Source organism: Lysinibacillus sp. EB106-09-02-XG168 (genome assembly GCF_058791475.1).
Genome location: NZ_JBYTDN010000003.1, coordinates 4,704,887 through 4,728,291, shown reverse-complemented (window position 1 = coordinate 4,728,291; position 23,405 = coordinate 4,704,887). Strand labels below are relative to the sequence as shown.

20 protein-coding genes, 1 tRNA gene and 1 pseudogene are annotated in these 23,405 nt (G+C 35.9%); 13 read left to right on the top strand and 9 right to left on the bottom strand.

The genetic code is table 11. The features are described 5' to 3' along the window. Positions 1-206: 206 nt before the first annotated feature. The 3 genes and pseudogenes from AC3WSO_RS23975 to psiE form a co-directional block, all read right to left on the bottom strand. Positions 207-344: pseudogene (locus AC3WSO_RS23975) on the bottom strand (response regulator); the annotation flags it as partial. 204 nt (positions 345-548) lie between these two features. Continuing rightward, a complete protein-coding gene (locus AC3WSO_RS23970; protein WP_492534143.1) occupies positions 549-1,559 on the bottom strand; it encodes an HAAS signaling domain-containing protein in 1,011 nt (336 codons plus the stop codon). Positions 1,560-2,099: 540 nt separating this feature from the next. Beyond that, a complete protein-coding gene (gene psiE, locus AC3WSO_RS23965) occupies positions 2,100-2,555 on the bottom strand; it encodes a phosphate-starvation-inducible protein PsiE (RefSeq protein WP_079562438.1) in 456 nt (151 codons plus the stop codon). Positions 2,556-3,028: 473 nt separating this feature from the next. On the opposite strand from psiE, the gene AC3WSO_RS23960 reads away from it, so the two are divergent. Further along, complete coding sequence (locus AC3WSO_RS23960; protein ID WP_068985751.1) at positions 3,029-3,250, top strand: phosphate-starvation-inducible protein PsiE; 222 nt, start codon at positions 3,029-3,031, stop codon at positions 3,248-3,250. Between the two features lie 221 nt (positions 3,251-3,471). On the opposite strand, the gene guaC is transcribed toward AC3WSO_RS23960, so the two are convergent. After that, the gene (guaC, locus tag AC3WSO_RS23955) at positions 3,472-4,455 is read right to left on the bottom strand and encodes a GMP reductase (protein WP_492534142.1); all 984 of its coding nucleotides are present in this window, start codon (positions 4,453-4,455) and stop codon (positions 3,472-3,474) included. Positions 4,456-4,822: 367 nt separating this feature from the next. On the opposite strand from guaC, the gene AC3WSO_RS23950 reads away from it, so the two are divergent. Beyond that, positions 4,823-5,242, top strand: coding sequence for a VOC family protein (locus AC3WSO_RS23950; protein ID WP_492534140.1), 420 nt, complete (start codon positions 4,823-4,825; stop codon positions 5,240-5,242). Between the two features lie 61 nt (positions 5,243-5,303). Here AC3WSO_RS23950 and AC3WSO_RS23945 read toward each other — a convergent pair whose 3' ends face one another. Further along, a complete protein-coding gene (locus AC3WSO_RS23945; protein ID WP_492534138.1) occupies positions 5,304-7,253 on the bottom strand; it encodes a methyl-accepting chemotaxis protein in 1,950 nt (649 codons plus the stop codon). 302 nt (positions 7,254-7,555) lie between these two features. Between AC3WSO_RS23945 and AC3WSO_RS23940 the strand changes: the two genes are divergently transcribed. Further along, a complete protein-coding gene (locus AC3WSO_RS23940; RefSeq protein WP_492534136.1) occupies positions 7,556-7,930 on the top strand; it encodes a VOC family protein in 375 nt (124 codons plus the stop codon). A 95-nt stretch (positions 7,931-8,025) separates the two neighbouring features. Here the strand turns inward: AC3WSO_RS23940 and AC3WSO_RS23935 are convergent, their stop codons facing one another. Then, the gene (locus AC3WSO_RS23935) at positions 8,026-8,772 is read right to left on the bottom strand and encodes a YybI family spore inner coat protein (RefSeq protein ID WP_492534134.1); all 747 of its coding nucleotides are present in this window, start codon (positions 8,770-8,772) and stop codon (positions 8,026-8,028) included. Positions 8,773-9,041: 269 nt separating this feature from the next. On the opposite strand from AC3WSO_RS23935, the gene AC3WSO_RS23930 reads away from it, so the two are divergent. The 5 genes from AC3WSO_RS23930 (at position 9,042) to AC3WSO_RS23910 (ending at position 13,718) form a co-directional block, all read left to right on the top strand. After that, on the top strand, positions 9,042-10,229 hold the full coding sequence (locus AC3WSO_RS23930) for an acyl-CoA dehydrogenase family protein (protein WP_492534132.1): 1,188 nt from the start codon (positions 9,042-9,044) through the stop codon (positions 10,227-10,229). Positions 10,230-10,242: 13 nt separating this feature from the next. Next, complete coding sequence (locus tag AC3WSO_RS23925; protein WP_492534130.1) at positions 10,243-11,112, top strand: transporter substrate-binding domain-containing protein; 870 nt, start codon at positions 10,243-10,245, stop codon at positions 11,110-11,112. Between the two features lie 415 nt (positions 11,113-11,527). Next, entirely contained in the window at positions 11,528-12,235 is a 708-nt protein-coding gene (locus AC3WSO_RS23920) for an amino acid ABC transporter permease (RefSeq protein ID WP_492534128.1), read from the top strand. Between the two features lie 12 nt (positions 12,236-12,247). Then, positions 12,248-12,949 (top strand): amino acid ABC transporter permease, encoded by a 702-nt coding sequence (locus AC3WSO_RS23915; RefSeq protein ID WP_492534127.1) that lies wholly within the window; start codon positions 12,248-12,250, stop codon positions 12,947-12,949. Positions 12,950-12,962: 13 nt separating this feature from the next. After that, positions 12,963-13,718, top strand: a complete 756-nt coding sequence (locus tag AC3WSO_RS23910) for an amino acid ABC transporter ATP-binding protein (RefSeq protein ID WP_492534125.1) — start codon at positions 12,963-12,965, stop codon at positions 13,716-13,718. 56 nt (positions 13,719-13,774) lie between these two features. On the opposite strand, the gene helD is transcribed toward AC3WSO_RS23910, so the two are convergent. Next, positions 13,775-16,081, bottom strand: a complete 2,307-nt coding sequence (gene helD / locus AC3WSO_RS23905; protein ID WP_492534124.1) for an RNA polymerase recycling motor HelD — start codon at positions 16,079-16,081, stop codon at positions 13,775-13,777. Between the two features lie 610 nt (positions 16,082-16,691). Between helD and AC3WSO_RS23900 the strand changes: the two genes are divergently transcribed. The 3 genes from AC3WSO_RS23900 (at position 16,692) to AC3WSO_RS23890 (ending at position 18,457) form a co-directional block, all read left to right on the top strand. Then, on the top strand, positions 16,692-17,648 hold the full coding sequence (locus tag AC3WSO_RS23900) for an AAA family ATPase (RefSeq protein WP_492534122.1): 957 nt from the start codon (positions 16,692-16,694) through the stop codon (positions 17,646-17,648). Positions 17,649-17,671: 23 nt separating this feature from the next. Next, positions 17,672-18,307 (top strand): RNA ligase family protein, encoded by a 636-nt coding sequence (locus tag AC3WSO_RS23895; RefSeq protein WP_492534120.1) that lies wholly within the window; start codon positions 17,672-17,674, stop codon positions 18,305-18,307. Between the two features lie 79 nt (positions 18,308-18,386). Beyond that, positions 18,387-18,457, top strand: a tRNA-Tyr gene (locus tag AC3WSO_RS23890). Positions 18,458-18,571: 114 nt separating this feature from the next. Here AC3WSO_RS23890 and AC3WSO_RS23885 read toward each other — a convergent pair. Then, on the bottom strand, positions 18,572-19,762 hold the full coding sequence (locus tag AC3WSO_RS23885; protein ID WP_492534118.1) for a coenzyme F420-0:L-glutamate ligase: 1,191 nt from the start codon (positions 19,760-19,762) through the stop codon (positions 18,572-18,574). 224 nt (positions 19,763-19,986) lie between these two features. On the opposite strand from AC3WSO_RS23885, the gene AC3WSO_RS23880 reads away from it, so the two are divergent. After that, complete coding sequence (locus AC3WSO_RS23880; protein ID WP_492534117.1) at positions 19,987-20,907, top strand: LysR family transcriptional regulator; 921 nt, start codon at positions 19,987-19,989, stop codon at positions 20,905-20,907. Between the two features lie 213 nt (positions 20,908-21,120). Here the strand turns inward: AC3WSO_RS23880 and AC3WSO_RS23875 are convergent, their stop codons facing one another. Continuing rightward, entirely contained in the window at positions 21,121-22,002 is an 882-nt protein-coding gene (locus AC3WSO_RS23875; RefSeq protein ID WP_492534115.1) for a LysR family transcriptional regulator, read from the bottom strand. 113 nt (positions 22,003-22,115) lie between these two features. Here AC3WSO_RS23875 and AC3WSO_RS23870 point away from each other — a divergent pair, with 113 nt between their 5' ends. Beyond that, on the top strand, positions 22,116-23,135 hold the full coding sequence (locus AC3WSO_RS23870; protein ID WP_492534113.1) for a YeiH family protein: 1,020 nt from the start codon (positions 22,116-22,118) through the stop codon (positions 23,133-23,135). Positions 23,136-23,405 lie beyond the last annotated feature (270 nt).

Here is a 23,405-nt window from a genome sequence, read left to right as displayed (position 1 = left end):
AAGGTAGGAAAACACTAAAATTACGTTAGGCTATATTGTTATCATACTATGTTTACTTGCATCAGTGATCATCTTAAATAATCAAATTACCTCTATACAAAAAGAAAAAAATTATATTATCAAGAATGACTCAAATGTACACGCTCTAACCAATCGCATTGAAAAATACATTTTAAATATGGAATAGAGCCTTATGGGTTTTATTATGGTGCATCTAACTGTAAATAATCAAAAAGTTCATAGGCAGATGTTAGAGAAACACAGTTTTCATAGCCTACATTTTTTAATATTTTTTCAATTACAAATAGATTGACTTGATTGTCATCTACAAGAAGAATGGTCATAATAATTTCCCCTTATTCTGTCTGAATTAGTGCAAATTATTTAGGAATGTATTTAGTAACTCTCAACTTTATTATACAAAACATTAGAGAATAACGGTATTTTGATCGATTGGGGAAGTTTTTAAACTTTTTTTAGTAGGTAGTAAAAATATATGAATCAGTATAGGGCCAACAAGAAAGGGTCAGCCCCAAAACGAATTTTTTTCAAATTCTAGCCTTTTTAAAGCCACTATAAATATCATATGCATTTGCTGCGATGGTGATAGCTATGCTGACGAATATTATTCGATCTATAGCTACCAAAATCTTAGCGGAGGTTGTTTCTGTAATTGCAGCTATATAAGGTACAGCGGGACTGTGTATGAAATCAGGGTGAATAGCCATGAGGATAAAAACAATGATTCCTGTACATTGAAGAAGAGCATTAACTATGGCAATTAACATTGTCCATTGACCTTCCTTCGATTTCCATAATGTTAAAGCTACACTTAAAACGATACAAATTAAAATAATCGGTGCAAAGGAGAGTAAGACTTCCTGATTGAATATAGGCATAATAAATTTAAAGCCACCTTTATTGTGAGAAGTATAGATTCCTATAAGGTGATGAGCATTGAAATAGACAAAGGAGAAGATAGCAATACCTAAGAAACTTAAAATATTATCATTAAGCGAAATCGTTTTTTCTTTAGGAATTATTTTAACTTTAGTTAAATCATCAGGTGTCCAATCTGGATGGTCCTTTAATAGGGGTATTCGAATATTATTTTCTCCAGATCGTTCTATGACAATGAAAGTAACTGTAATCCAGAAGAGTACGTAGATGATTACTGAAATAATATGAGCGATAGTTAAAGTAATAGTTTTAATAATAGCAGACAGAAGAGCGCCACCTTCTTCATTATAAAGCACAATACTTTCTATCATCTGTACAATAACTGTAATAATTATTGCCCAAGGAATAACTAATTTTATAGTCCTAATATAAGTATCAAACACTTTTGGACCGATTAATAATCGTGGTGTGTTTTGATAGCTTGCTGCAACTTCTGCAGGACTTCCTAACTTCTTAAGTACTTCCTTAATATCTGATTCTGAATAATCTTCAGGTAACATATTTTCAATAGAAGATCTTAACTCTAGACTGGTTTCATCGCGTTTTTCTTTGCGGATTCTTCTAGTTACTTCATGAATATATACATCAATCAGATTCATTCTTTCCGTCTCCCTTCAATAATTCATGCTGTCCCAAGTTCATAGCTGTACATTCCTTTTCGAGCTGAGCTATATGTGCTCAACCCATCCTATTTCTGAGTTATTTATAATTACTTCCTAATGCTCTAATCGACGAAGTAACGAGATCAGTTCATAGTTACTTCTGAATGGCTTGAATAGGGGGCTAGCCGGTACGATTTATGTAGTTGATCTAAAAAAGCACTATTAGTCCACCTCGGTTTTTTTGCTGGTGGTAATATATGTTATTATCAAGAACTGAAATTAATGTGAAAAAACCGTGCTTAAAATAAATTCCATGTAGGGTGGGAATGTATATGAGAAATCATTGAAAGATTATTGAAGGAAGAAGGCTGTATACATCAGGAAGGTTTACTGAACAAAAGAAACCTTTTATATACAATCAAAACAATGAGGGAAGTATCTTATTTGTAGTTGATTATCTTCGTGAAAAAGAAAAGGTCGCCAACGAATACAGAGCTCATTGTCTAAGGTTCAAGGGTTTTGCTTATTGTAATAAAGCTATTGTTCTTTTTTCATAAAGAGTGACGAGCGTACAGGTCGTTCCAGCGGTGTAATATTAATAATAAAATAGCTAATAATTAATATTAAAATAATAAGTGAATAAATTAATGTATTAATGGGATGGTCATGTTCTACGATAATTAATCGAATCATGGCTGTAATCCCTATATATATAAAGTATCTTAGAGGAAAATGATAACTCTCTTTAAAATATTTAATAATCATCGTGATAAATTCAAAATACAAAAAGAAAATAAGAATGTTAGCGAGGAAAAGCTTATAGTCTCCGCCATCATTGTTGAATAATAAAATTTTAAGGAATTGAATGAGTTCTTTGCAAAGTAGGAAAGATAAAATGAGCGCTAAAAGTACAAGGCAAACATTTAGAAATAGTTGTAAAGATTTCGGTACAGCCTTTATTAATTGTAAGTAAGTCGAGTTCTTTTGGTTCACAGAATTCCTCCAATCTTGTAAATCGTCCTAAGTGAAAATGAAAAAACTAAATGGAGAACAAATAATCATATGATTGAGCGTCATCATTTTATGATTTGAATATAACAAATTATCGTAAATGTACGAACATTTATTTGTAAAGTTTTGGTGTATATTGGATCATCACCGAAAGCTGTGGATGATATTTGTTAAAACGTATGTTATGAGTATAGGTTGAGTGGAGGCTGGTGGCTCCTTGGGGGTTCAGCGGACGCTCTCAGGAAGCTTTGCTCTGTGCGAAAGCGAAGCGTCAGCAACAAATGTTTTAACTGTGCGAAAGCGAAGCGTCAGCAACAAAGCGCTCAGTCGGAACGGAAATCAACCACACGTTATGGTAATGAGCCTATATATTAGCGAAAGAAAGTTTTTAAAATAAATTAGCTGTATGCTAAAATAGATGTGCATGAATATAAAATTTAAAAGGGGTTTTTAAAATGGCTAAAGCAGCAAAAACAGGAAAAATCACACCAGAGCGTTTAGAGGAAGCATTAAACGTACGTGATCGTCTTATTATCGAGTTACTAGTGCAAGTACTTGATGAAAAGCTTGTAATTGAACGTCCAGTATTACGTGAGCGTGTAGCAAACCTTGTAGACCTTTCTGATCATGATGAAGAATTAAAAGAAACGATCCACGCTGTTATTAACAAACTATAATTTTAAGGGAAATGCTACACTTCATTGGTAGCATTTTTTCTTTTATCCAATAAAAGAATCGGTCAGTCAAGAGCCGAGAACGCTCAGGTAGCTGAAAAACTAATCGAGTAATAGGCTAACCAAGAACCACAATTGCTCATTATTTGACCATTGGAGAAATGGAATCCAACAAAAAGCCCAAACAAGAATTTATTCCATTCTTGTTTGGGTTTTTCTGGTTTTTAGTATACTTTATCTCCATTAAAAATAGAGTTTTTCACAATTACATAATCTACATTTCGAATGGCATCTAGTTTATTGCCACCTGCATAAGAAATAGACGATTGAAGATCTTGCTGCATTTCAATTAAAGTATCTTTGATGCTGCCTTTATGTTCAACAAACATCTTTTTACCTTCAACATTTTTACGTTCGCCTTTTTGAAATTCAGAAGCAGATCCGAAGTATTCCTTCACAGTTTTACCGTCGATTTCGATTGTCTCACCAGGTGACTCCTCATGACCTGCAAATAATGAGCCAATCATCACCATTGAAGCACCAAAGCGAACCGATTTTGCAATATCACCATTTGTACGAATACCACCATCAGCGATAATTGGCTTTGTTGCAGCTTTTGCACACCAGCGTAGTGCAGCTAGCTGCCAACCACCTGTACCAAAACCAGTTTTGATTTTAGTAATACATACTTTACCTGGCCCAATACCAACTTTTGTTGCATCTGCACCAGCATTTTCAAGTTCACGAACTGCCTCAGGTGTGCCCACATTACCAGCAATTACGAAGCTAGTTGGTAGATGTTTTTTTATATGCTGAATCATACGAATAACAGCATTTGAATGCCCATGTGCAATATCAATTGTCATAAAATCAGGCACTACATTAGCAGCTGCTAATTCTTCAATAAATGTGTATTCTTCATCTTTTACACCAACACTAATTGATGCGATTAAGCCACGAGCTTGCATATCTTTGATGAAATCGATACGAGTTTCTGGATTAAAACGGTGCATGATATAAAAGTAACCGTTTTCAGCAAGCTTCACAGCAAGACTTTCGTCGATAATTGTTTGCATGTTTGCTGGTACAACAGGAAGCTTGAATGTATGATCGCCTAAAGTAACAGAAGTATCACACTCTGAGCGACTTTCTACAATACATTTTGCGGGAATTAGCTGAATATCCTCATAGTCAAATACGTTATCCATTATAAACACTCCTAAAATACGAATATTTTTTAAGTTTTGATTTAAATTGTTCGTCATTTGGTAATTTACATTATTTTTGAGTAAATGTCAAAGCTTTTATCTAAATTAATAAAAAAATAGCAGGAAATAACAGGAATTAAGCGAAATATATAGATATATCACTTTTTGTTAGAGTGGGAAGGCGGTGTAAGTTTACTTTATTCAAAAGTTAAAAGTAGTTAGAGGAAATCCTGAGCTTTTGTAAGGGAGTAAGCTGTTATTGTTTTTCAAAAGAAGGAAAGTAATTTATTGATTCTAAGATTTGTACTATTAGTTATTAACCGTGTAAAATAAAATTGTTTCGAAAATGACAAAGGGAGTGTTGGAAATGGCAGTAGAAGTTTATTTAAATTTTAATGGAAATTGTCGAGAGGCTGTAACTTTTTATGAGACAGTTTTTAATACAAACAAGCCTGAAATTATGACATTTGGAGATTCACCACAGAATCCAAGTTATCCATTACCAGAGGAAGCAAAAGATCTTGTCATGCATACGCGACTTTCGATTTTTGGTAGTACTGTAATGTTTTCAGATACATTTCCAGGACACCCATTCACGATTGGAAACAATGTAACGTTAGCCGTTGTCTCAGGCGATGAGGCCCAGATGCGAAAAGCTTTTGATAGCCTTAAAGAAGGTGGCAAAGTTACGATGGAGCTACAAGAAACGTTTTGGAGTAAATGTTATGGCTCCCTTACTGATAAATTTGGTGTTGAATGGCAATTTAGTCATGAGGAAAATAGATAAAATTACTATTAAAAAGCACGATGTTTTTGGAAAGTTCCCCATTAACATCGTGCTTTTCCTTTTAGTATTTAAAACGATTCACATAGCTTTGTAATTCATCAGCCATATCGAGAAGTGCTTTTGAGGCTACAGCCATTTCCTGCATCGAAGACAATGTCTGTTCAGTTGAAGCGGCAACTTCCTCTGACGCTGCAGCATTTATTTTAGCATGATTTGTTAGCTCTATAGCTGTTGCAGAAACTTCTTCGACTACTGCTGACATCTCCTGAGCTGATGCAGATATATCCTCCATTTTCGGAGCAATTTCGTGGAGACGCTTAATGATACTTGCAAACTTTTTACTTGTATCTTCTGTTAGTTGTAAACCATCCTGGACATCGGCTGAAGTCTTCATCATTGTTTGAACGGACTTAGCCGTATCTTGTTGAATACCAGTAATTAGTGCAGAAATCTGCTCTGCCGATTGATGAGATTGCTCTGCTAACTTCCGCACTTCATCGGCGACTACTGCAAAGCCTTTCCCGTGTTCTCCAGCTCGCGCTGCCTCAATAGCAGCATTAAGGGCAAGCAGATTTGTTTGCTCTGAAATAGCGCTAATAATTTCTAAAATAGAACCAATTTCTTTTGTTCGATCATAGAGAGATTTAATCATCGTATCCGATTGTGTCACAGATTCATGAATCGAGACCATTTGATTAACAGTTTGTTCTACGGCTTGTCCGCCTTCATCGGCCAATTGTATAGCACGGCTCGATAAATCGGAAACCTGCATTGAGCTATCAGCGATCTCGACGACTCCTTTTGCGATTTCTTCAATAGAAACAGCATTTTGGTCAATACCAGTTGTTTGTTTTTCTGTACTGACAGCAACCTGCTGCATAGCTTCAGTAACTTGTTCAGAAGCAGCGATATTTTGTTCGGCATTCGCAGATAAGCCATGCGCCGAGGTTTGAACATGTTGAGAGCTTTGATCAACGTTACGAATAAGTTTTTTTAAGTTAACCTTCATGGCGATAAAAGCTTCTCCAAGCTGTCCAATCTCATCTTTCGAATGATTGTCAATAAACTCTGTTAAATCGCCCTCGCTAATTTTTATAGCGCTTTGTTTAAGTCGATTGATCGGATTAACGACTGATTTAATCATGAATAGCATAAAAATAATGCCAACAGTAATAGAAATGGCGATAATTATTAAATTGATATTAAATGTCGAAGCAGCAGCGTTAGCAGCTTCAGCTGTAAACATGGTACCAACGACTTTCCAGCCTGTTAGCTTATTTGTAACAAATTGAAGTTGTCGGTCTTTTTCTATAACAGTACCACTATCTTGTTCATAGATTTTAGTATTATAGCTTTCTGTTGCTTCAGCACCACTTTCTTTATTTGGGTGGGCAATATAAATTTTATTACTATCTAAAAGTGAAGCAAAGCCAGTTTCTCCAATGCGTATATCATTCGTAATGGTACTTAATCTAGATATATTTACATCTAGCCCTATTACCCCTGAGCCGTCTGGTAAAGCCTGAGTAATCGTAAGAACGATATCACCTGTAGTCTGTGTAACGTATGGAGCTGTAATAGATACTTGGTCTTTATTATCTACAGCTTGCTTATACCAAGATCTTTTACGAGGGTCAAACCCACTAGGGTATTTTTGAGCAGGTTCATCCAGTAGTCTGCCATCAGAGGTTCCGATATAAATTAGCTCCACCTCTGGATGCATGTTCATGTATTCGTGGAAAAGAGATTTAAGTTCTGTAGTTTTACCTTCTTGTAAATAAGATTGATGGAGCTTGTTTGAAAAATATTGAACGTCTTTCACTTTTGGCTCAATCGTGTTAGTAATATTCGTATTAAGCATGCGCACACTTTCGGTTGCACTTGCTTGCTGTTCTTTTGAAATTTGCCTTCCAGCACTCTGGTAAGACACAATTCCAATTAACAGTGTCGGAATGAGAAGCATTGCTAAAAACGAAAAAATGAGCTTTTTCCTTAAACTTAGTTGTTTCACTTGAATTATCCTCACTATGATATAGTATTTTAAACTTTTTTATCACCGAATATTGAGTAAGAAATAATGCCTTAGTTGATGGTGATAAAGTCTATACATTTACTTTCTATGTAAACAATAGATATCTAGGCTCATTTTACCAAAAATAAAATAAAAGTTAAGTATTTTATAATAACTGTTCACTATATAGTAGATTTCATTAATAAATACTTTAAAATTCTCCTGAAAACGATAATCGCTAAATGACATATAAAGCTACTTTTTGATGTATACTAATGCTCAAAAGAGGAGGGAATTGTTTCATGATTCGACAAATTGGACAAGTAATGTTGTATGTAAATGATCAAGATACTGCCGTGAAGTTTTGGACAGAAAAAGTTGGATTTGTTGTAGTTGCCGATCAGGAAGAGGGCGGAGTACGCTGGATTGAAATTGCTCCTACTAAAGAAGCTCAAACTACCTTTGTTTTACACAATAAAGATATTATTGCAAAAATGCAGCCTGACTTAAATTTAGGGACACCTTCTATAATGTTTTATGCCGACCATATAGAAGATCTATATAAAGATTTTCAAGCAAAAGGCATTAAAGTAGGGGATTTAGTCATGATGCCAATGGGTAGAGTGTTCAATTTTGCTGATCACGAAAATAATTATTTTGCATTAGTAGAAAAATAAGCCTTGTCTCACCTAGAAAAGGCAAGAATCTGTCCGATTTCGATTGCGGAAATCAGGAAAATTCTTGCTTTTTCCTTATATAAGGATATGGTAACTTATTTTAAATCTTCGCCAAAAATCGCTACAGTTTGACGGTCAACGCTAAATTCATTGCCATCCCATTTCAAAATATTTTCTACATAACCTAATCCATCGGCATGAAATCTGCCTGCTATAGCCTGATACGCTAAAATCTCATATATGCCATCCCGTTCATAGTCGACCGGATACAATCCGCTGATTGGATCAACCCATCCTTGAATTGGTTGCTTTAGTGTACCGTCTTGATTGTAAATATCTGCTAAATAATCCGTACCTTTGTATTGTAAATCGATGATATATTGTTTTTGGGGATTCATGCTACGCACAGCTACTTTATATTGGTTTTGATAATTAACAGTGTATTTTAGCGTATTACTAAACGTTTCTGCATCAAAAATTGAGCGTATTTTCCCGTTTATTGAGGAAAATATTTCGCCGTTGATAATACCGCCACTACCCCCCGTGTCGGAAATAGCTAAAATATCATCTAGATGATTCCCGGTAAAGTCACCTAAAAATATAGTTGGGTTGTAGCCGACGCTTTGTTTCAGCATTATTTTTTCGAATTGGTGAGTCTGTCCGTAAAATATCGCAAGCGTTAGGTTTTTCCACAAAGGGCTATCTGGTGTTTTATTCCCCATCAAAAGAACAGTTTCAAGTAAGCCATCTCCATTAATATCGCCAAATTTCGTCTGAATAACCTGAGGGGTCATAGGCGAAATAGGCATATTATTTAAGGCTGGATTCATGTTATTAGTCATACATGCACCTCTTTCTATAGTGTTAGCATATGCTGTAAATATGGCTTGGTGAAAAAAGAAGACATGTAAGTAATGTTTATAAAACTTATAAAAAAACTTGTTATTATCCCATTGACATTTTTAAATGTGAAAAGTATTATAAATGTCAACGAATCAGAAAATTCAGTACCACATATTCTCTTGCTACAAAACGTAGTTAGAGATTTTTTACAACATTAATTCTTAGTAAGTATATATGTTTTATATATTTTGGGAAGAAGGAGATTTTCTTGAAAAATTTATTTGTTAAAACAAAGCAACAACAGTATTGGCTCGATCAGCTAGCAACTATTTCTGAGTCAATCAAGGCTGAAGCTAAAGAAGTAGATGAACAATCTCGTTTTCCATTCGAAGCACATAAACTACTTCTGCAAATTGGTTATCCAAAACTAACTTTACCGAAAGAATATGGCGGTGAAGGATTATCAGTTTATGATATGGTACTCGTTCAAGAAACGTTAGCAAGCTACGACGAGAATGCTTCACTCTCATTAGGATGGACATTAGGTGTTGTAGGCGAACTATATGAGAAAAAGCTATGGACAGACGATTTACTAAGTTCATTTGCTCAAGAAATAAAGAACGGTGCAATTATAAATAGGGCTGCCAGTGAAGCGGCAACGGGTAGTCCAACACGTGGAGGGCGACCAGGAACGAATGCTGTTTCAAAAGAGGCAGGTTGGCTCATAAATGGGCGTAAAATCTTTACGACAGCCTCCCCGGTACTAGATTACTTCTTAACATCAGCATGGATTGAGGAGAAAAATCAAATTGGTTACTTCCTTATTCATAAAAATGCCCAAGGGCTTTCGATCGAAGAGAACTGGGAAATGTCTGCAATGCGAGGCACAAGCAGTCATGACCTAGTGTTAAAAGATGTAATTGTTCCTTCAAATCATTTAGTAGAGTTACCAAGTCACCCAAGTGGTGGAAAAATAAATGGTTGGATTCTACATATACCAGCAACATACTTAGGGATTGCGCAGGCAGCCCGTGATTATGCACTGCATTTTGCAAATCATTATCAACCTAATAGTTTAAATGCTCCCATTAGTACATTACCTAATGTGCAGCAACTTCTAGGTGATATTGAATTAAAGCTATATCAATCGCGCTTTGTACTGTATGGGGTTGCCGAAGCTTATGATGACCCAGCTAGACGTGAGCTTTTGGTAAATGAAATGGCAGTTGCTAAGCATACTGTAACAAATTTGGCGATTGAAATCGTCGATAAGGCAATGCGTGTAGTAGGAGCTAAAAGCCTACAATTAACGAATCCATTACAGCGTTATTATCGAAATGTTCGTGCAGGACTTCATAATCCACCGATGGATGATATGACTATTATTAAATTGGCAAATGCCGCAATTAAACAGCAAAAATCGACTGAACATCAACTACAAAACAATGGAGAATAAGGGGAAATGACATATGTTTAAACAAAAGAAAAAGATTTTCCAATTGGCTGCAATCGGGTTAGCTTCACTTGCTATTTTAACAGGCTGTAATTCAGGTGAAGCTTCAGATAAAGATTCAGAGGATGGCGGGAAAGTACGTACAGTGAAGGTCGCATTTGACCAGGCGTCTAAGCCAATTAGTTATCTAGATGATAACGGAAATCCGACTGGCTATGATGTGGAAGTCATGAAGCTAGTGGATGAACAGTTACCTGACTATAAGTTTGAATTTGTAGGCACGACTAGTGATGATTTACTAATTGGTGTTGAGCAAGGGAAATATCAAGTAGGAATAAAAAATGCCTTCTTTACGCAAGAACGTACGGAAAAGTTTATCTTCCCAAAAGAATTTTTAGGCTTAAGTAGTGCGGGTTTAGTATTACGTAAAGAGGATGAAGGCGTAAAAACATTAGCCGACTTTGCGAAAAAAGATTATTCATTAGCACCAATTGCTGCGAATAATGCTCAATATACAATTATTGATGAATATAATAAAGCCAACCCAGACAATAAAGTGAAATTACAGGCTGGAGATGCGTTCACTGTGGATGTTGTGCAATGGGTAAATGAAAAACGTGTCGATGGCGGTGTCATGATTGAAGGTCCATTTAAACAACAAGTTTTAGCAGAAGATGGCCCCTATCATAATTTAAAGGATGACGTAGTTTACAACGAATTAGCCGTTATTAAAACATGGCCGTTATTTAATAAAAAGGAAAAAGAATTTGCAGATGCTTACGATAAAGCTATAGCAAAAATTAAAGAGCAAAAGAAAACAAATGAATTAAGCACTAAGTTTTACGGTCGAGATTTATTTGAAGTGTTAGAAACCGTGAAGCGCTAATAGGCGGTAGCGGTACTACCAAATAAAAGGCTGTTGAGTCAGTATACTCAGCAGTCTTTATTAATAAAAAGAGAATTATTGTATCAGGTGTGTTGATTAGGGGAAAAAGTTGGTTAATTGTTGGGTGGAAAAAGGTTTTTTTGTAATTTACCTTATATATGAGCATATTTAGCTGATTGTAGTGAAGGTCTACTTGACCTCCGCGGAAAGCGAGACATTCGAGGCCCTGCACGGAGCGGAGCGAAGGAAGCGGCTCGTCGCTCGCCCGCAGAAGCCCTGCTCTACGCGAAAGCGAAGCGTCAGCGACAAACAAGTAGCTCGTAACGGAAATCACGTCTTCTACTTAATTTTAGTAATTAAAAATGGCTAATCAACACACCTCTTATTGTACATTTATATAGAAGTTGGTGAGGAAATGGAGAAGTATTTTGATGCATCATACATTTGGAACTCAATTCCTGTATTATTGCCGTTTTTAAAAGTTACCTTCCTAGTCGCAGGATCTTCCATTGTACTAGGCACAATATTTGGCTTACTATTAGCGGCTGCCAAGTTAAGCTCAATAAAATTGCTGCGAAAATTAGCGAACTTATATACAACGATTATGCGTTGTACACCATCTATCGTCTTATTATTCCTCGTCTATTATGGTGTTCCAGCGTTAGCAGAAAACTTCGGCATAAATCTCCATTCAATTGAAACTGCCATTTTCGTAGTCGTAACGTTCACTTTACAGTTTGCAGCGATTATGTCAGAAGTTATTCGTTCTGCTTATTTAGCGATTGATAAAGGGCAATTTGAAGCGGCTGTTAGTGTGGGATTAACGCCAGTCCAAGCTTATCGCCGTATTATTTTCCCGCAGGCACTCGTTATCGCTTTACCGAACTTTGGGAATGGAATGATTGCGTTATTACAAGAAGGAGCGCTCGCTTATACAATCGGCTTAATTGATATTGTCGGTAAGGCAAATTTAATTATCGCAAGTAATATTAATGCACATGCATTAGAAATATATATCGCTTTAGCCATTGTTTATTGGGTGCTGTCGATCATTATCGAAAAATTCTTCGCTATGCTAGAAAAGTTTTTTGGTAAGGGGAAAAAGACATTAGAAACAACGTAAGGAGGCGTAACTGTGAATTATCAATTTTTAGTTGAAACATTTTTTGTCGCATTATCAGGTGTACCTATCGCACTCCTTGTGACAATTGTTGCTATGTTTGTTGCTTTACCACTAGGCTTCCTACTAGCACTAACACGGATTAATAAAATCCCAGTGATCCATCATTTAGCAAAGATATATGTCTCCTTTGTCCGAGGTACACCGATAATCATTCAAATCTTTATTATTTATAGTAGTATCCCACTACTGCTTAAAATTATTTTTGAAAAATATAATATTGCCTATGACATTTATAAAATCAATCCAATCTGGTATGCATTTATTGTCTTCGCATTTAGTACGACGGCAATTTTAATAGAAGTATTTCGTTCTGCTTTAAGTACGATTGATAAAGGTCAGCTAGAAGCAGCTCAAGCAGTAGGCTTAACAACATTTCAAGCTTATCGCCGTATTATTATTCCGCAGGCCTTAGTAGTAGCGATGCCGAATATTTGTACAGCTACAGTCAATCTTATTAAAGCAACGTCTTTAGGCTATGCAATGTCGTTGCCTGAAATTACATTAAAAGCTAAAGTAGCTGCCAATGTTGGTTACAATTATGTGGAAGCATATATTGATATTTTCATTGTGTATTTAATTTTATGTAGTACGGTTGAATACATTTTTAAACGATATGAAAAACATTTAAGTAAATTCAAAGTGGCAAAAGCCTAAGGGGTGAACGACTATGTTAGAAATTAAAAATATCCACAAATCATTTGGTAGCAATGAAATTTTAAAAGGTGTCGATTTAGCCATTGATAAAGGCGATGTCGTCGTTATTTTAGGTCCCAGCGGCTCGGGAAAAACAACATTATTACGTTGCATTAACTTTTTAGAGAAAGCCGATCAAGGACATGCGACATTTGGCGATATCCAAGTAGATTTTCAAAATGTGAAGAAGAAGGACGTACATTCTATTCGACAACGTGTAGCCTTTGTATTCCAAAACTACAATCTTTTTACGAATAAAACAGCGCTAGAAAATGTGACAGAAGGGCTTATTATAGGACGTAAAATTCCAAAGGTAGAAGCCATTGATATTGGCAAAAAAGCGCTTGATAAAGTAGGTTTATCAGAAAAATATGATGCCTATCCAAGTCAATTGTCCGGAGGCCAGCAACAACGAGTCGGTATTGCACGGGCAGTAGCGTTGAACCCTGATATTATTTTATTCGATGAACCTACTTCTGCACTTGACCCAGAGCTAGTAGGAGAAGTCCTTCAGGTTATGAAAAACATTGCAGCAGAAGGGACAACGATGCTTGTTGTCACACATGAAATGGGCTTTGCAAAAGACGTAGCCAACCGAGTAATTTTTATGGACGGTGGTGTCGTTGTAGAAGAAGGAAGCCCTCATGATATATTTGTTAATCCGAAAGAAGAGCGCACGAAGAAATTTTTAAAACGTGTAATTCCTGAGGATTATAATTACTACATTTAAAAAAGAGAATCTGCTAGCCTTCAATCGAAGCATGCAGATTCTCTTCTTTATTGAAATTAAAGTTTTAAAAAATGGGTTAACTCATTAATGGAATAGATATGCAATTCGTGCATGGCTCGTGTACAAGCTGTGTAGAAATAATTACGTTCTGTTTCTCTAGAATAAGTAGCTGAGGAAGCATTGCATATTAAGACAGCGTCGAATTCAATTCCTTTTGCCATATAAGCAGGCAACAGTAAAATACCTTTTTTAAATTGATTTGTATGATGGGTAATGAGTTGAATATCTACTTGGTCTTTCATTTGATCAAAAACCTTCGTACACTCTTGCTCTGTTTTACAGATGACTGCAATTGTTTCAAAATTTAGGGACAAGCTGTTAATCTTTTCGACAAGCTGTTCGATTAAATCTATTTCATTCGAAACAATCGTGATAGTCGGTTCTGAACCAGTTCGATTAAAGGCTTCTACTTTTGCGTCCTCATGTAAAATCTTCGAAGTAAGGTGAATAATTTGTTTTGTTGAGCGATAACTTTTGGTTAATATTATTTTTTCTGCTTGTTCACCATACAATTGTGGCGTCAGCAGTGAAGGGTTTTTAAAGGTATGAGGATGGATAGTTTGATGTCCATCGCCTAATATAGTCATTCGTGCACGTGGGAATAATTGTTGTAATACAAATAGCTGAAATGGAGAATAGTCTTGTGCTTCATCAATTAAAACATGACGAATCTGCGTATTTGTTCGTTGACCTTCTATTTTGTCCTGCAAATATAAAAATGGAGCGGAATCTTCATATGAAATAATGCGCTTTGTTAAATTAGGGAGTGTTTGTTGACAGATTTCATCCCAATGGTCGGGTAAAAAGTTCTGTAATTGCCGATGAATAGTATTGTTCATATCAAACAGTTGACGATAAATGCCTAACAAATGAACGAACTTTAATTGTTTCACAGATTGACGAAGTGGCTTGAGCTGTTTTTTGACAATTTGAATGGCTATTTTCTTGCGCTCTTGCTCAAAATCATCAAAGGAGTTTTCTGAAAAGCGACCTTCGTGTAAAAGATCACTATAGGTTTTTGTATAATCTTCAATGTCTAACAGTTCACTAGCTTCTTCTACCCATTCTTTCGTCCGTTCTGTCTTTTCAATTTTCGATAATTGTTGTAATAACCATTCTTTCACTAACTGTAGTCGATTTGGGATGGGAATTGTCGCATTGAACGAATAAAAATACTCAGTAATTTCTTGCGCTGTAATAATTCTTTCTCCTCGAAAAACAATATTTTTAAATAGTAAACCGTCATTGGCAAGGTACTCTATATATTTGTCCATCAATTCTCGATATAGGAGGCTAGCTTTGAAAGAAATAGTAGTAAGCTTCGTTTGGTAGATCGAGTTATCTTTCTCTGTTAAAAGTGACTCCAATTGCTCGTAAGGATATTCCCATTGGAACTGTCGACCTAAACGTTTTGTTGCATATTCGGAGAAGGTTAATTGCTGCATATTATCTTCACCTAAATCCGGTAAAACGGTATGAACATATTGATTAAAGAGCTGATTAGGTGTAATCAATAAAATTTGATCAGCAGTAATTTGGTCTCGATAATGATACAACAAATAAGCAACGCGTTGGAGAGCAACAGCTGTTTTTCCACTACCCGCGACACCCTCTACGATAAGATAAGGAGTGTTTACATGTCGAATAATTTTGTTTTGTTCGGCTTGAATCGTTGCTACGATGCTACGGATATGTTCATTTGCATTTTGAGCGAGAATATCGAGTAATAAGTCATCACCAATTGTTAATCCCGTATTAAACATCGATTGCAATTGACCATTCTTAATGATAAATTGCCGCTTTAAAAGTATCTCACCTTGAATGTCGTCAGTCGCTGTTTCATAAGTAGCTGGGCCAGGGGTGTAATCATAATACATACTTGATATAGGAGCTCGCCAATCATAAATTAGTATGTTTTCATTCTCTTTATCCATTAAGGTTGCTACACCGATATAAATTTTTAAAGATTCGTTTTGCCCATCCTGTAAAAAATCAATGCGAGCAAAATAGGGTGATTGCAGTAAACGATCATAAGTTTTTACATCCTTGATGGCACGTTGCTGAGCATGTTGAGAATCGGATAAGAGCTCCGCCTGTTGTTTAATAGCATAATAAGTTTCGTCTATATCCTCAGGAGTATCTAAATTCACTCTGACGTCATCCCAAAAGGTTTTCTTTAATGTTAAAACATTGTCTTTAATATCCTTTTCCTTTTGTAGTAACTCCTCTTTTTTGTAACCAACTGTATTTAAACAAAGAGCAAGATACTGATTTTCTTCTGTCCGTTCATATTGCTTTTCCAATGTTACTCACATTCCTTTCAATATGGATTTAGAATCGGGAAATTTATCATACAGCTAGTTTGGATAGAAGTATAGTCTAGTAATTTTGGCAAATTTATGATATAATAAAATTATAAAAGAAAATCAGATTTTTAACAAAAGACTGTTCCTGAAAAGTTGGGGCAGTCTTTTTTTGTAGCCTCATTTCTCCCTTTTGAAGAATGTTACTTTTTATGGATAGTCACCTATGTTTTGGTATGTCATCATGTGTTTAAGGTGATGGGGGTGGGGGTTTGCTAATTCCTTATGAATTGGCGCTGCGCCCCGTGATAACGCACCTTTATGATTAATTGTAGTGTTGTCGGTGACGCTACGCTTTCGCACAGATGTTGGCCTGGGAGGCTCAACGGATGCCTTTAAGAAAGCGTCCGGTCAGAACGAAGATCAAATCCACGTTATGATAATTATCTCTGTGTCTCTTTGTTATTATTTTAACCATCAAAAATTAATCTCTATACTTTAAAGGTAAGCTGATGGTTAATTTTTGATAAATAAGAAGAATAGAAGTTAATTAACTAACTAAAGAATATGTTTCTATGAACGATATAGACACTTGAAAGGGGGTGGAAAAATGAAGGTGATATTTACAGTTGGGTTACCTGGAAGTGGCAAAAGCACGTTCGTTAAGGGGCTAGCTAAAAGCGAAAACGCGCTTATTCTTTCAAGTGATGCTATACGCCAAGAGTTATTTGGTGATGCTACAAGGCAGCAATCGCGAATAGTATTCCGTGTTTTGTATGAGCGTTTAAATAAATGTGTGGCTAAAGGGCAATCTGTTATTGTTGATGCGACAAATATCGAGAGAGAACGTAGGATATTTTCTATAGGTAAAATGTCTCGTGGTGTGAAGATTATATGTTATTATTTTGATACACCTTATGAATTGTGTGTATCAAGAAATCAACAAAGAAAGAGAAAAGTTCCGTTAGTAATTATGGAAAAGATGAGAAAGAATTTGGAGTTTCCGATAGTAGGGGAAGGGTTTGAAGAGGTGCATATTGTGCATGAAGCGAGTCCGTATGAAATGTCAAAAGAGCAGTTTATTTCACTAATCCAAAGTGAAACCACATATGAGGAGCTTTTTCAGAAGTTAAGATCAGTCCAACCATTTAAAGAAATTTATCAATTTAATCAAGAAAATCCGTATCATCAATTTTTACTTTGCCAGCATACGTATTTTGTTTATGAATATATGAATGAATACTATATGGAGAGTGACAAGCTTGCACTACAAATAGCTGCTCTATTCCATGATGTAGGAAAACCGTTTTGTAAAAAATATAAAGAAGTACAACAAAGATATGGATATTATGGACATGAAAATGTATCTGCCCAAATGGTATGCCATTTTTTATTAGAACTTGGCTTTGAAGAAGACTTTGTTTTAAAGGTTGTTAATTTAGTGCAATTTCATATGTTAATTCAATATGGAGGCGATAATGGATCGAGTAAGATTTATCATTTATTAGATGGTGACTTATTAACAAAGCTTTATTTCTTTCGTGAGGCAGATCAATTTGCGAAGTAGATGTAAATAAAGGAAGTGAGTTTATGACCAATTTGATGAAATATCCAAGAAGCTTTCATTTGCCGTGGAGTAGAGGGTATACACATGATGATAAGGTTGCTAAAAATGTTGATCATTTTATTGGAAAAGAGGTTGTTGTAACCGAAAAATTAGATGGGGAAGGAACAACACTGTATCAAAACTATATGCATGCTAGAAGCTTAAATTCAGGAGATCATCCATCTAGGCATTGGGTAAAAACGTTTCATGCTACATTTGCATTCCAAATTCCAGAAGCGTGGAGATTATGCGGTGAAAACGTTTATGCCAAGCACTCCATTTACTACAATGAATTAACTAGTTACTTTTATTTATTTAGTATTTGGGACGAAAAAAATATTTGTTTAAGCTGGGATGAGACAGCCCATTATGCAGCTAAACTAGGGATTGAAACGGCGCCTGTATTATATCGGGGCATTTTCGATGAAGAAAAAATAAAGAAGACGTTTACAGGAAAATCACTTCTTGGGGGTGAGCAGGAAGGGTATGTTATTAGAAATGCGGCTTCCTTCCATTATGATGATTTTCGATATAATCTAGGGAAATTTGTGAGACAGAATCATGTTCGAACTAGCGAACATTGGTTAAACGAAGAAGTGATACCTAATCAATTGAAATAAGTGGGTATACCTACTAAAAGAAAAAGGACTGAGAAAAATGTAATTCTTTAATTTGAAATCATTAAAAAATAATGTATATGAGGAAGAATGCAGTGGTTGCATGTCCCTTTATAAAATAGGGATTTATAGGTTCGATTCCTGTCATCCTCACTAAATGAAATAATAGAAAAATAAGGTTTTTGGACATAGTGTCGACATTGAAGCATGTCCACTATATAAAAATGAACGCCCAAGCGAAAATGGGCGTTCATTTTTTGTAGCGTTTTATTTTGTGTAGTTATCAAAATAACCTTGGATATAAATCATCGGTGTTCCTTTGTCGCCTGAACCTGAAGTTAAATCTGAAAGAGAGCCGATTAAGTCTGTTAAACGACGAGGCGTTGTACCTTGGGCGGCCATTTGCCCAGTTAAATCTTCATCTTTGTTTTGGATATACTCTGAAATTGCTGCTTTTAATTCTTCGCCGCGAAGTTCCGCAAAATCGTTATCCGCTAAGTATTTTAGTTTTACTTCGTTTGGTGTGCCGTCTAATCCAGCTGTGAAAGCTGGAGAAACAACAGGGTCAGCTAACTCCCAAATCTTGCCCACAGGATCTTTAAAAGCACCATCACCGTAAACCATTACTTCAACTGTTTTACCAGTAGCTTCTTTGATCTTTGCTTGGATGCCATCAACGATTGGTTGGCAAGTATGTGGGAATAATTTTACGCTATCTTCAGTAGCTTTATTTGAACCAAGTAGACCATATTCCGCATTAAAGCCGGAGTCGTTATTAGGCTCAGATAAAATATTATCAAGACTGTATACTTTTTCAGCACCATTTGCCGTTAAAATACGTTTTGTACGTAAGCGTGTATGAATATCACATGTTAAAACGCTCTTCGTAAAATCTAAAATTGTTTTTGGGTTGTTTGAAAAGATAACTTCACAAGATGCGCCTTCAGCTTCGATTAGTTCTTTATAATATTCAATATAATCTACGCCTGTAAATGTATGTTTTTTATAGCCGAAATGCTCACGGAATTCAGCCTCAGTTAAAGTATCTGTCCAAGGATTTATCCCTTTTACATCTAGCTCATCAATATCAACTAGGTGGTTCCCAACTTCGTCAGATGGATAGCTAAGCATAAGAACAACTTTTTTAACGCCCTTTGCAATACCGCGTAAGCAGTTAGCGAAGCGATTGCGGCTTAGGATTGGAAAGATAACACCAACAGTATCAGCACCAAATTTAGCAGCTACGTCCGCTGCGATGTCATCGATGGATGCATAGTTACCTTGTGCACGCGCTACGACAGATTCTGTTACTGTGACGATGTCACGATCTTCAATTGAATAGCCTTCAGTCTTTGCTGCGTTTAATACTGTATCAACAACAATTTGCTCAATATTATCGCCTTCGTTAATAATCGGACCACGAAGACCTCTTACTACTGTACCAACTACACGTTCCAAAATAATCTCTCCTTATTAATAGATCAATGTATGATTAATAGTTATGCCTTGGCATAATTGCGTCTGGAACCGGCTGTGTTGCACAAAAAATCCTTGCCGATTCTTTTTCGCCTACTGAAAAAAGTTAAATATTGTGAAATTAAATCAATATGGTTTTACTATACGCCTCTTTAGTGATATAAGTAAAATTAATAGTTCGTATAATAGCTATAAGAGGTGCTTATATGATAGGGAAATTAGATTTATATCGCGTTTTTAGTATAGTTGCTAAAAATAATAGCTTTTCAAGTGCTGCTAAAGATTTATATATGACTCAACCAGCTGTTAGCCAAGCTATGATGCAATTAGAAAAGGAGCTCGGCACACGTCTTTTTAATCGCACACCTAAAGGGGTGACGTTAACAACTGAGGGCAGCCTACTGTATGAATATACAAATTCAGCATTAGGCCTTTTAGATGCTGGCGAGGAGAAGCTGCTAGAATTTAAAAATTTAACAACAGGTCAGTTGAAAATTGGGGTAGGGGATACTATTTCTCGTTTCTTTTTAATGCCTTATCTAGAGGCGTTTCATACGATGTATCCAAATATAAAATTACAAATGTTAAATGGAACGACTTCGGAAATTTGTAATTTTATTAAATCTGGTGAGGTTGATATAGGACTTTGCAATTTTCCGATAGAAGATCCGACATTACAGTTAACCGCTTGCACGGAGGTTCAAGATATTTTTGTATGTGGTGAGAAGTACAAAACGTTGGTGTCAAAAAGTATAAGCTTTGAGGATCTGCTAAAGTTTCCACTGATTTTTTTAGAGAAAAAATCAAATTCGAGAAAGTACGTAGAAGATTACTTATTTGCAAGAGGAATCCACATTGAACCTGAGTTTGAGCTTGGTTCACATGATCTAGTGCTTGAATTTGCACGAAGTAATTTAGGGATTGCCTGTGTAACGAAAGAATTTTCTAAGGATTATTTGCAACGTGGCCTTTTGTATGAGTTAACATTAATAGAAAGTATTCCAACACGAAGCATTGGTATGTGTTATTTGAAAAGTGTGCCTTTATCTCGAGCAGCGTTGAAATTCGTAGAAATTATTGAGCAAAAGCAGGAGCGTAAACGTATAAACCCAAGAACTATACAGTAAGCATAGCGAGTAGTAAAACTTTAACATTCAAGTTCTAAAACGCACAGATAAACATTATTGCTGAAGTTTTAGTTAATCATTATAAAAAATTAGAGTAACATGCTAGAAGATACATACTATGTGGAACGGAAATCAACCTCTCGTTTTGCCGAAGACTCATATTTTAATTTCAATAGTTTTTCAATAACATGAAGCTTAGCGAATTACTAGTCGCTAAGCTTTTTTTAATAGTGCCTCTATAAGAGTGTCAACATTGCGCTTGTTTTTCATAGTAGGTGAGTACAAATAAGAAAATGTTCGTGTAAAATGTTGATCTTCGAGAGGTAAGATTTTTATATCGTTATTTTTTAATTCACGCTCAATGACACTAGCGGACAGTAATGAAAGTCCAAGCCCTTGAATCACGCTTTCTTTCACACCTTGATTACTACTAATAGTAAGAAGTGAACGAACTTGGAGCCCGTTTGCTCTAAATAAATGATCTAAGTAATAACGTGTGCCAGAGCCATCTTCACGTGCAACCCAATTTTGCTGCTGTAAGTCCGCAACCGTAATAGTTGGTACCTTTGCAAGAGGGTGATTACTTGCACTGACAATAAACAACTCATCTTGCATAAACGGTTTAATAAGAAGTTCATGGTCGTGTGCTTGTCCTTCAATAAGACCGATATCGACTTGTAACAATTTTGTATATTGAATGATTTCTTTCGTATTGCCAATAATAACTTGAATCTCTAGTTGAGGGAATTGCTGTTGCAAGCTCGCTATAATAGGAGGCAATATATATTCCCCAATGGTAAAGCTAGCGCCAATCACAAGTGTCCCTTGAATTTCATGATGATAGGTTAAAATATCTTCCTTTGCTGCTTCGGCAATGGCCAGCATTTGCTTAGCTCGTTTATATAAAATTTCTCCAGTTGGGGTGATTTGTACAGATTTTGGTGAACGGATAAATAAGGTCGTTTGAAATTCTTGCTCCAAATTTTTAATGTGTAAACTGACACTCGGCTGTGAAATATGAAGTATTTCGGAGGCTTTCGTAAAATTATTGACTTCCACCAGTGTGATAAACGTTTTTAAAGCATCATATTGCATATTACCACTCCTATCATTAGAAATATTAATAATTGCCATTATATATATGTATTTTACTGATGATTAACTTTCTAATAAAGTAATAATCATCAAGGATGAAAGAAGTGAACAACATGGATAATGGCCAACGTAGGTTAAAAAGTTTCCTGACCCCAGCGTTTATGAAGGGGATATTGTTGACACTCATTATTGCCTTAGTGGCAAAGTATATTTCGACATTTCCGTTCTTCTCAATATTAGGGCAGCTTGTCATTGCTATTATATTAGGTATGGCTTGGAGAGCAGCCTTTAAGGTGCAGGATTCATGGCAAACAGGCATCACATTTTCAAGTAAAAAATTATTACGCATAGGCATTATTTTATTAGGTATGCGTTTGAATTTAATGGATATTTACAACGCTGGAGCGAGTGTCTTCCTTATTGCGTTTATTAATCTAGTATTTGCTTTACTGGTTGTATATGGCTTAACGAAGGTATTTCATGTCGATAAGAAACTCGGTATATTAACAGCTTGTGGCACAGCTATTTGTGGAGCTGCTGCCGTTGTCGCTATTGCTCCTCAAATTAAAGCAAATGAAAAAGAGACAGCAGTGGGCGCAGCGATTGTTGCATTATTAGGGACTGTATTCACATTAGTCTATACAGTGTTATACTCAGTATTTAATTTAACCCCTACTGAATATGGTATTTTTGCGGGAGGCACTTTACATGAAATTGCTCATGTTATTGCAGCAGCCTCTGCTGGTGGGAATGAAGCAATTGATATGGCGGTTATTGTTAAGCTAACACGTGTCGCATTGCTTGTACCAGTAGCCATTGTCATTGGTATTTTATATCGGAGAATTGACAAGAAGCAGGAAAAGGAAGGATTTTCACTGTCAATCATTCCATGGTTTATTCTCGGGTTTTTAGCGACGAGTGCTATTAATTCGTTAGGGATCGTACCAGCTAATGTAGCGCAAACATTTGTAAATACCGCTTATATTTTAATAGGGATGGCAATGGCTGGACTAGGTTTAAATGTAGACATAAAAACCTTTAAACAATTAGGTGTAAAGGCGTTTATTGCTGGACTGATTGGTTCGGTTTGTTTATCAATACTTGGATATGTTTTAGTTATTTTCATGCGATAAAGTATTCAAAAAACCTGCATTTTAAAAATGCAGGTTTTTTTAGATAGAATCAGAAGATATGTTAGTTATTATCCCGCTTCCTCGGAAATAGTGAGGATAGGAGATATAAAATCAATCATGCCTCGGCGTAATTGCGTCCGGAATCGGCTTTGTAATTAGGCCTGCACAAGGGCCGACACGATGTCGGTCATTTCGGTAATGCCACAGGACGTGGCGTTTCTTAGACTAAGTTCCTCTATCTCAGCGAATGTTGGTACAGGAGTTTGGATA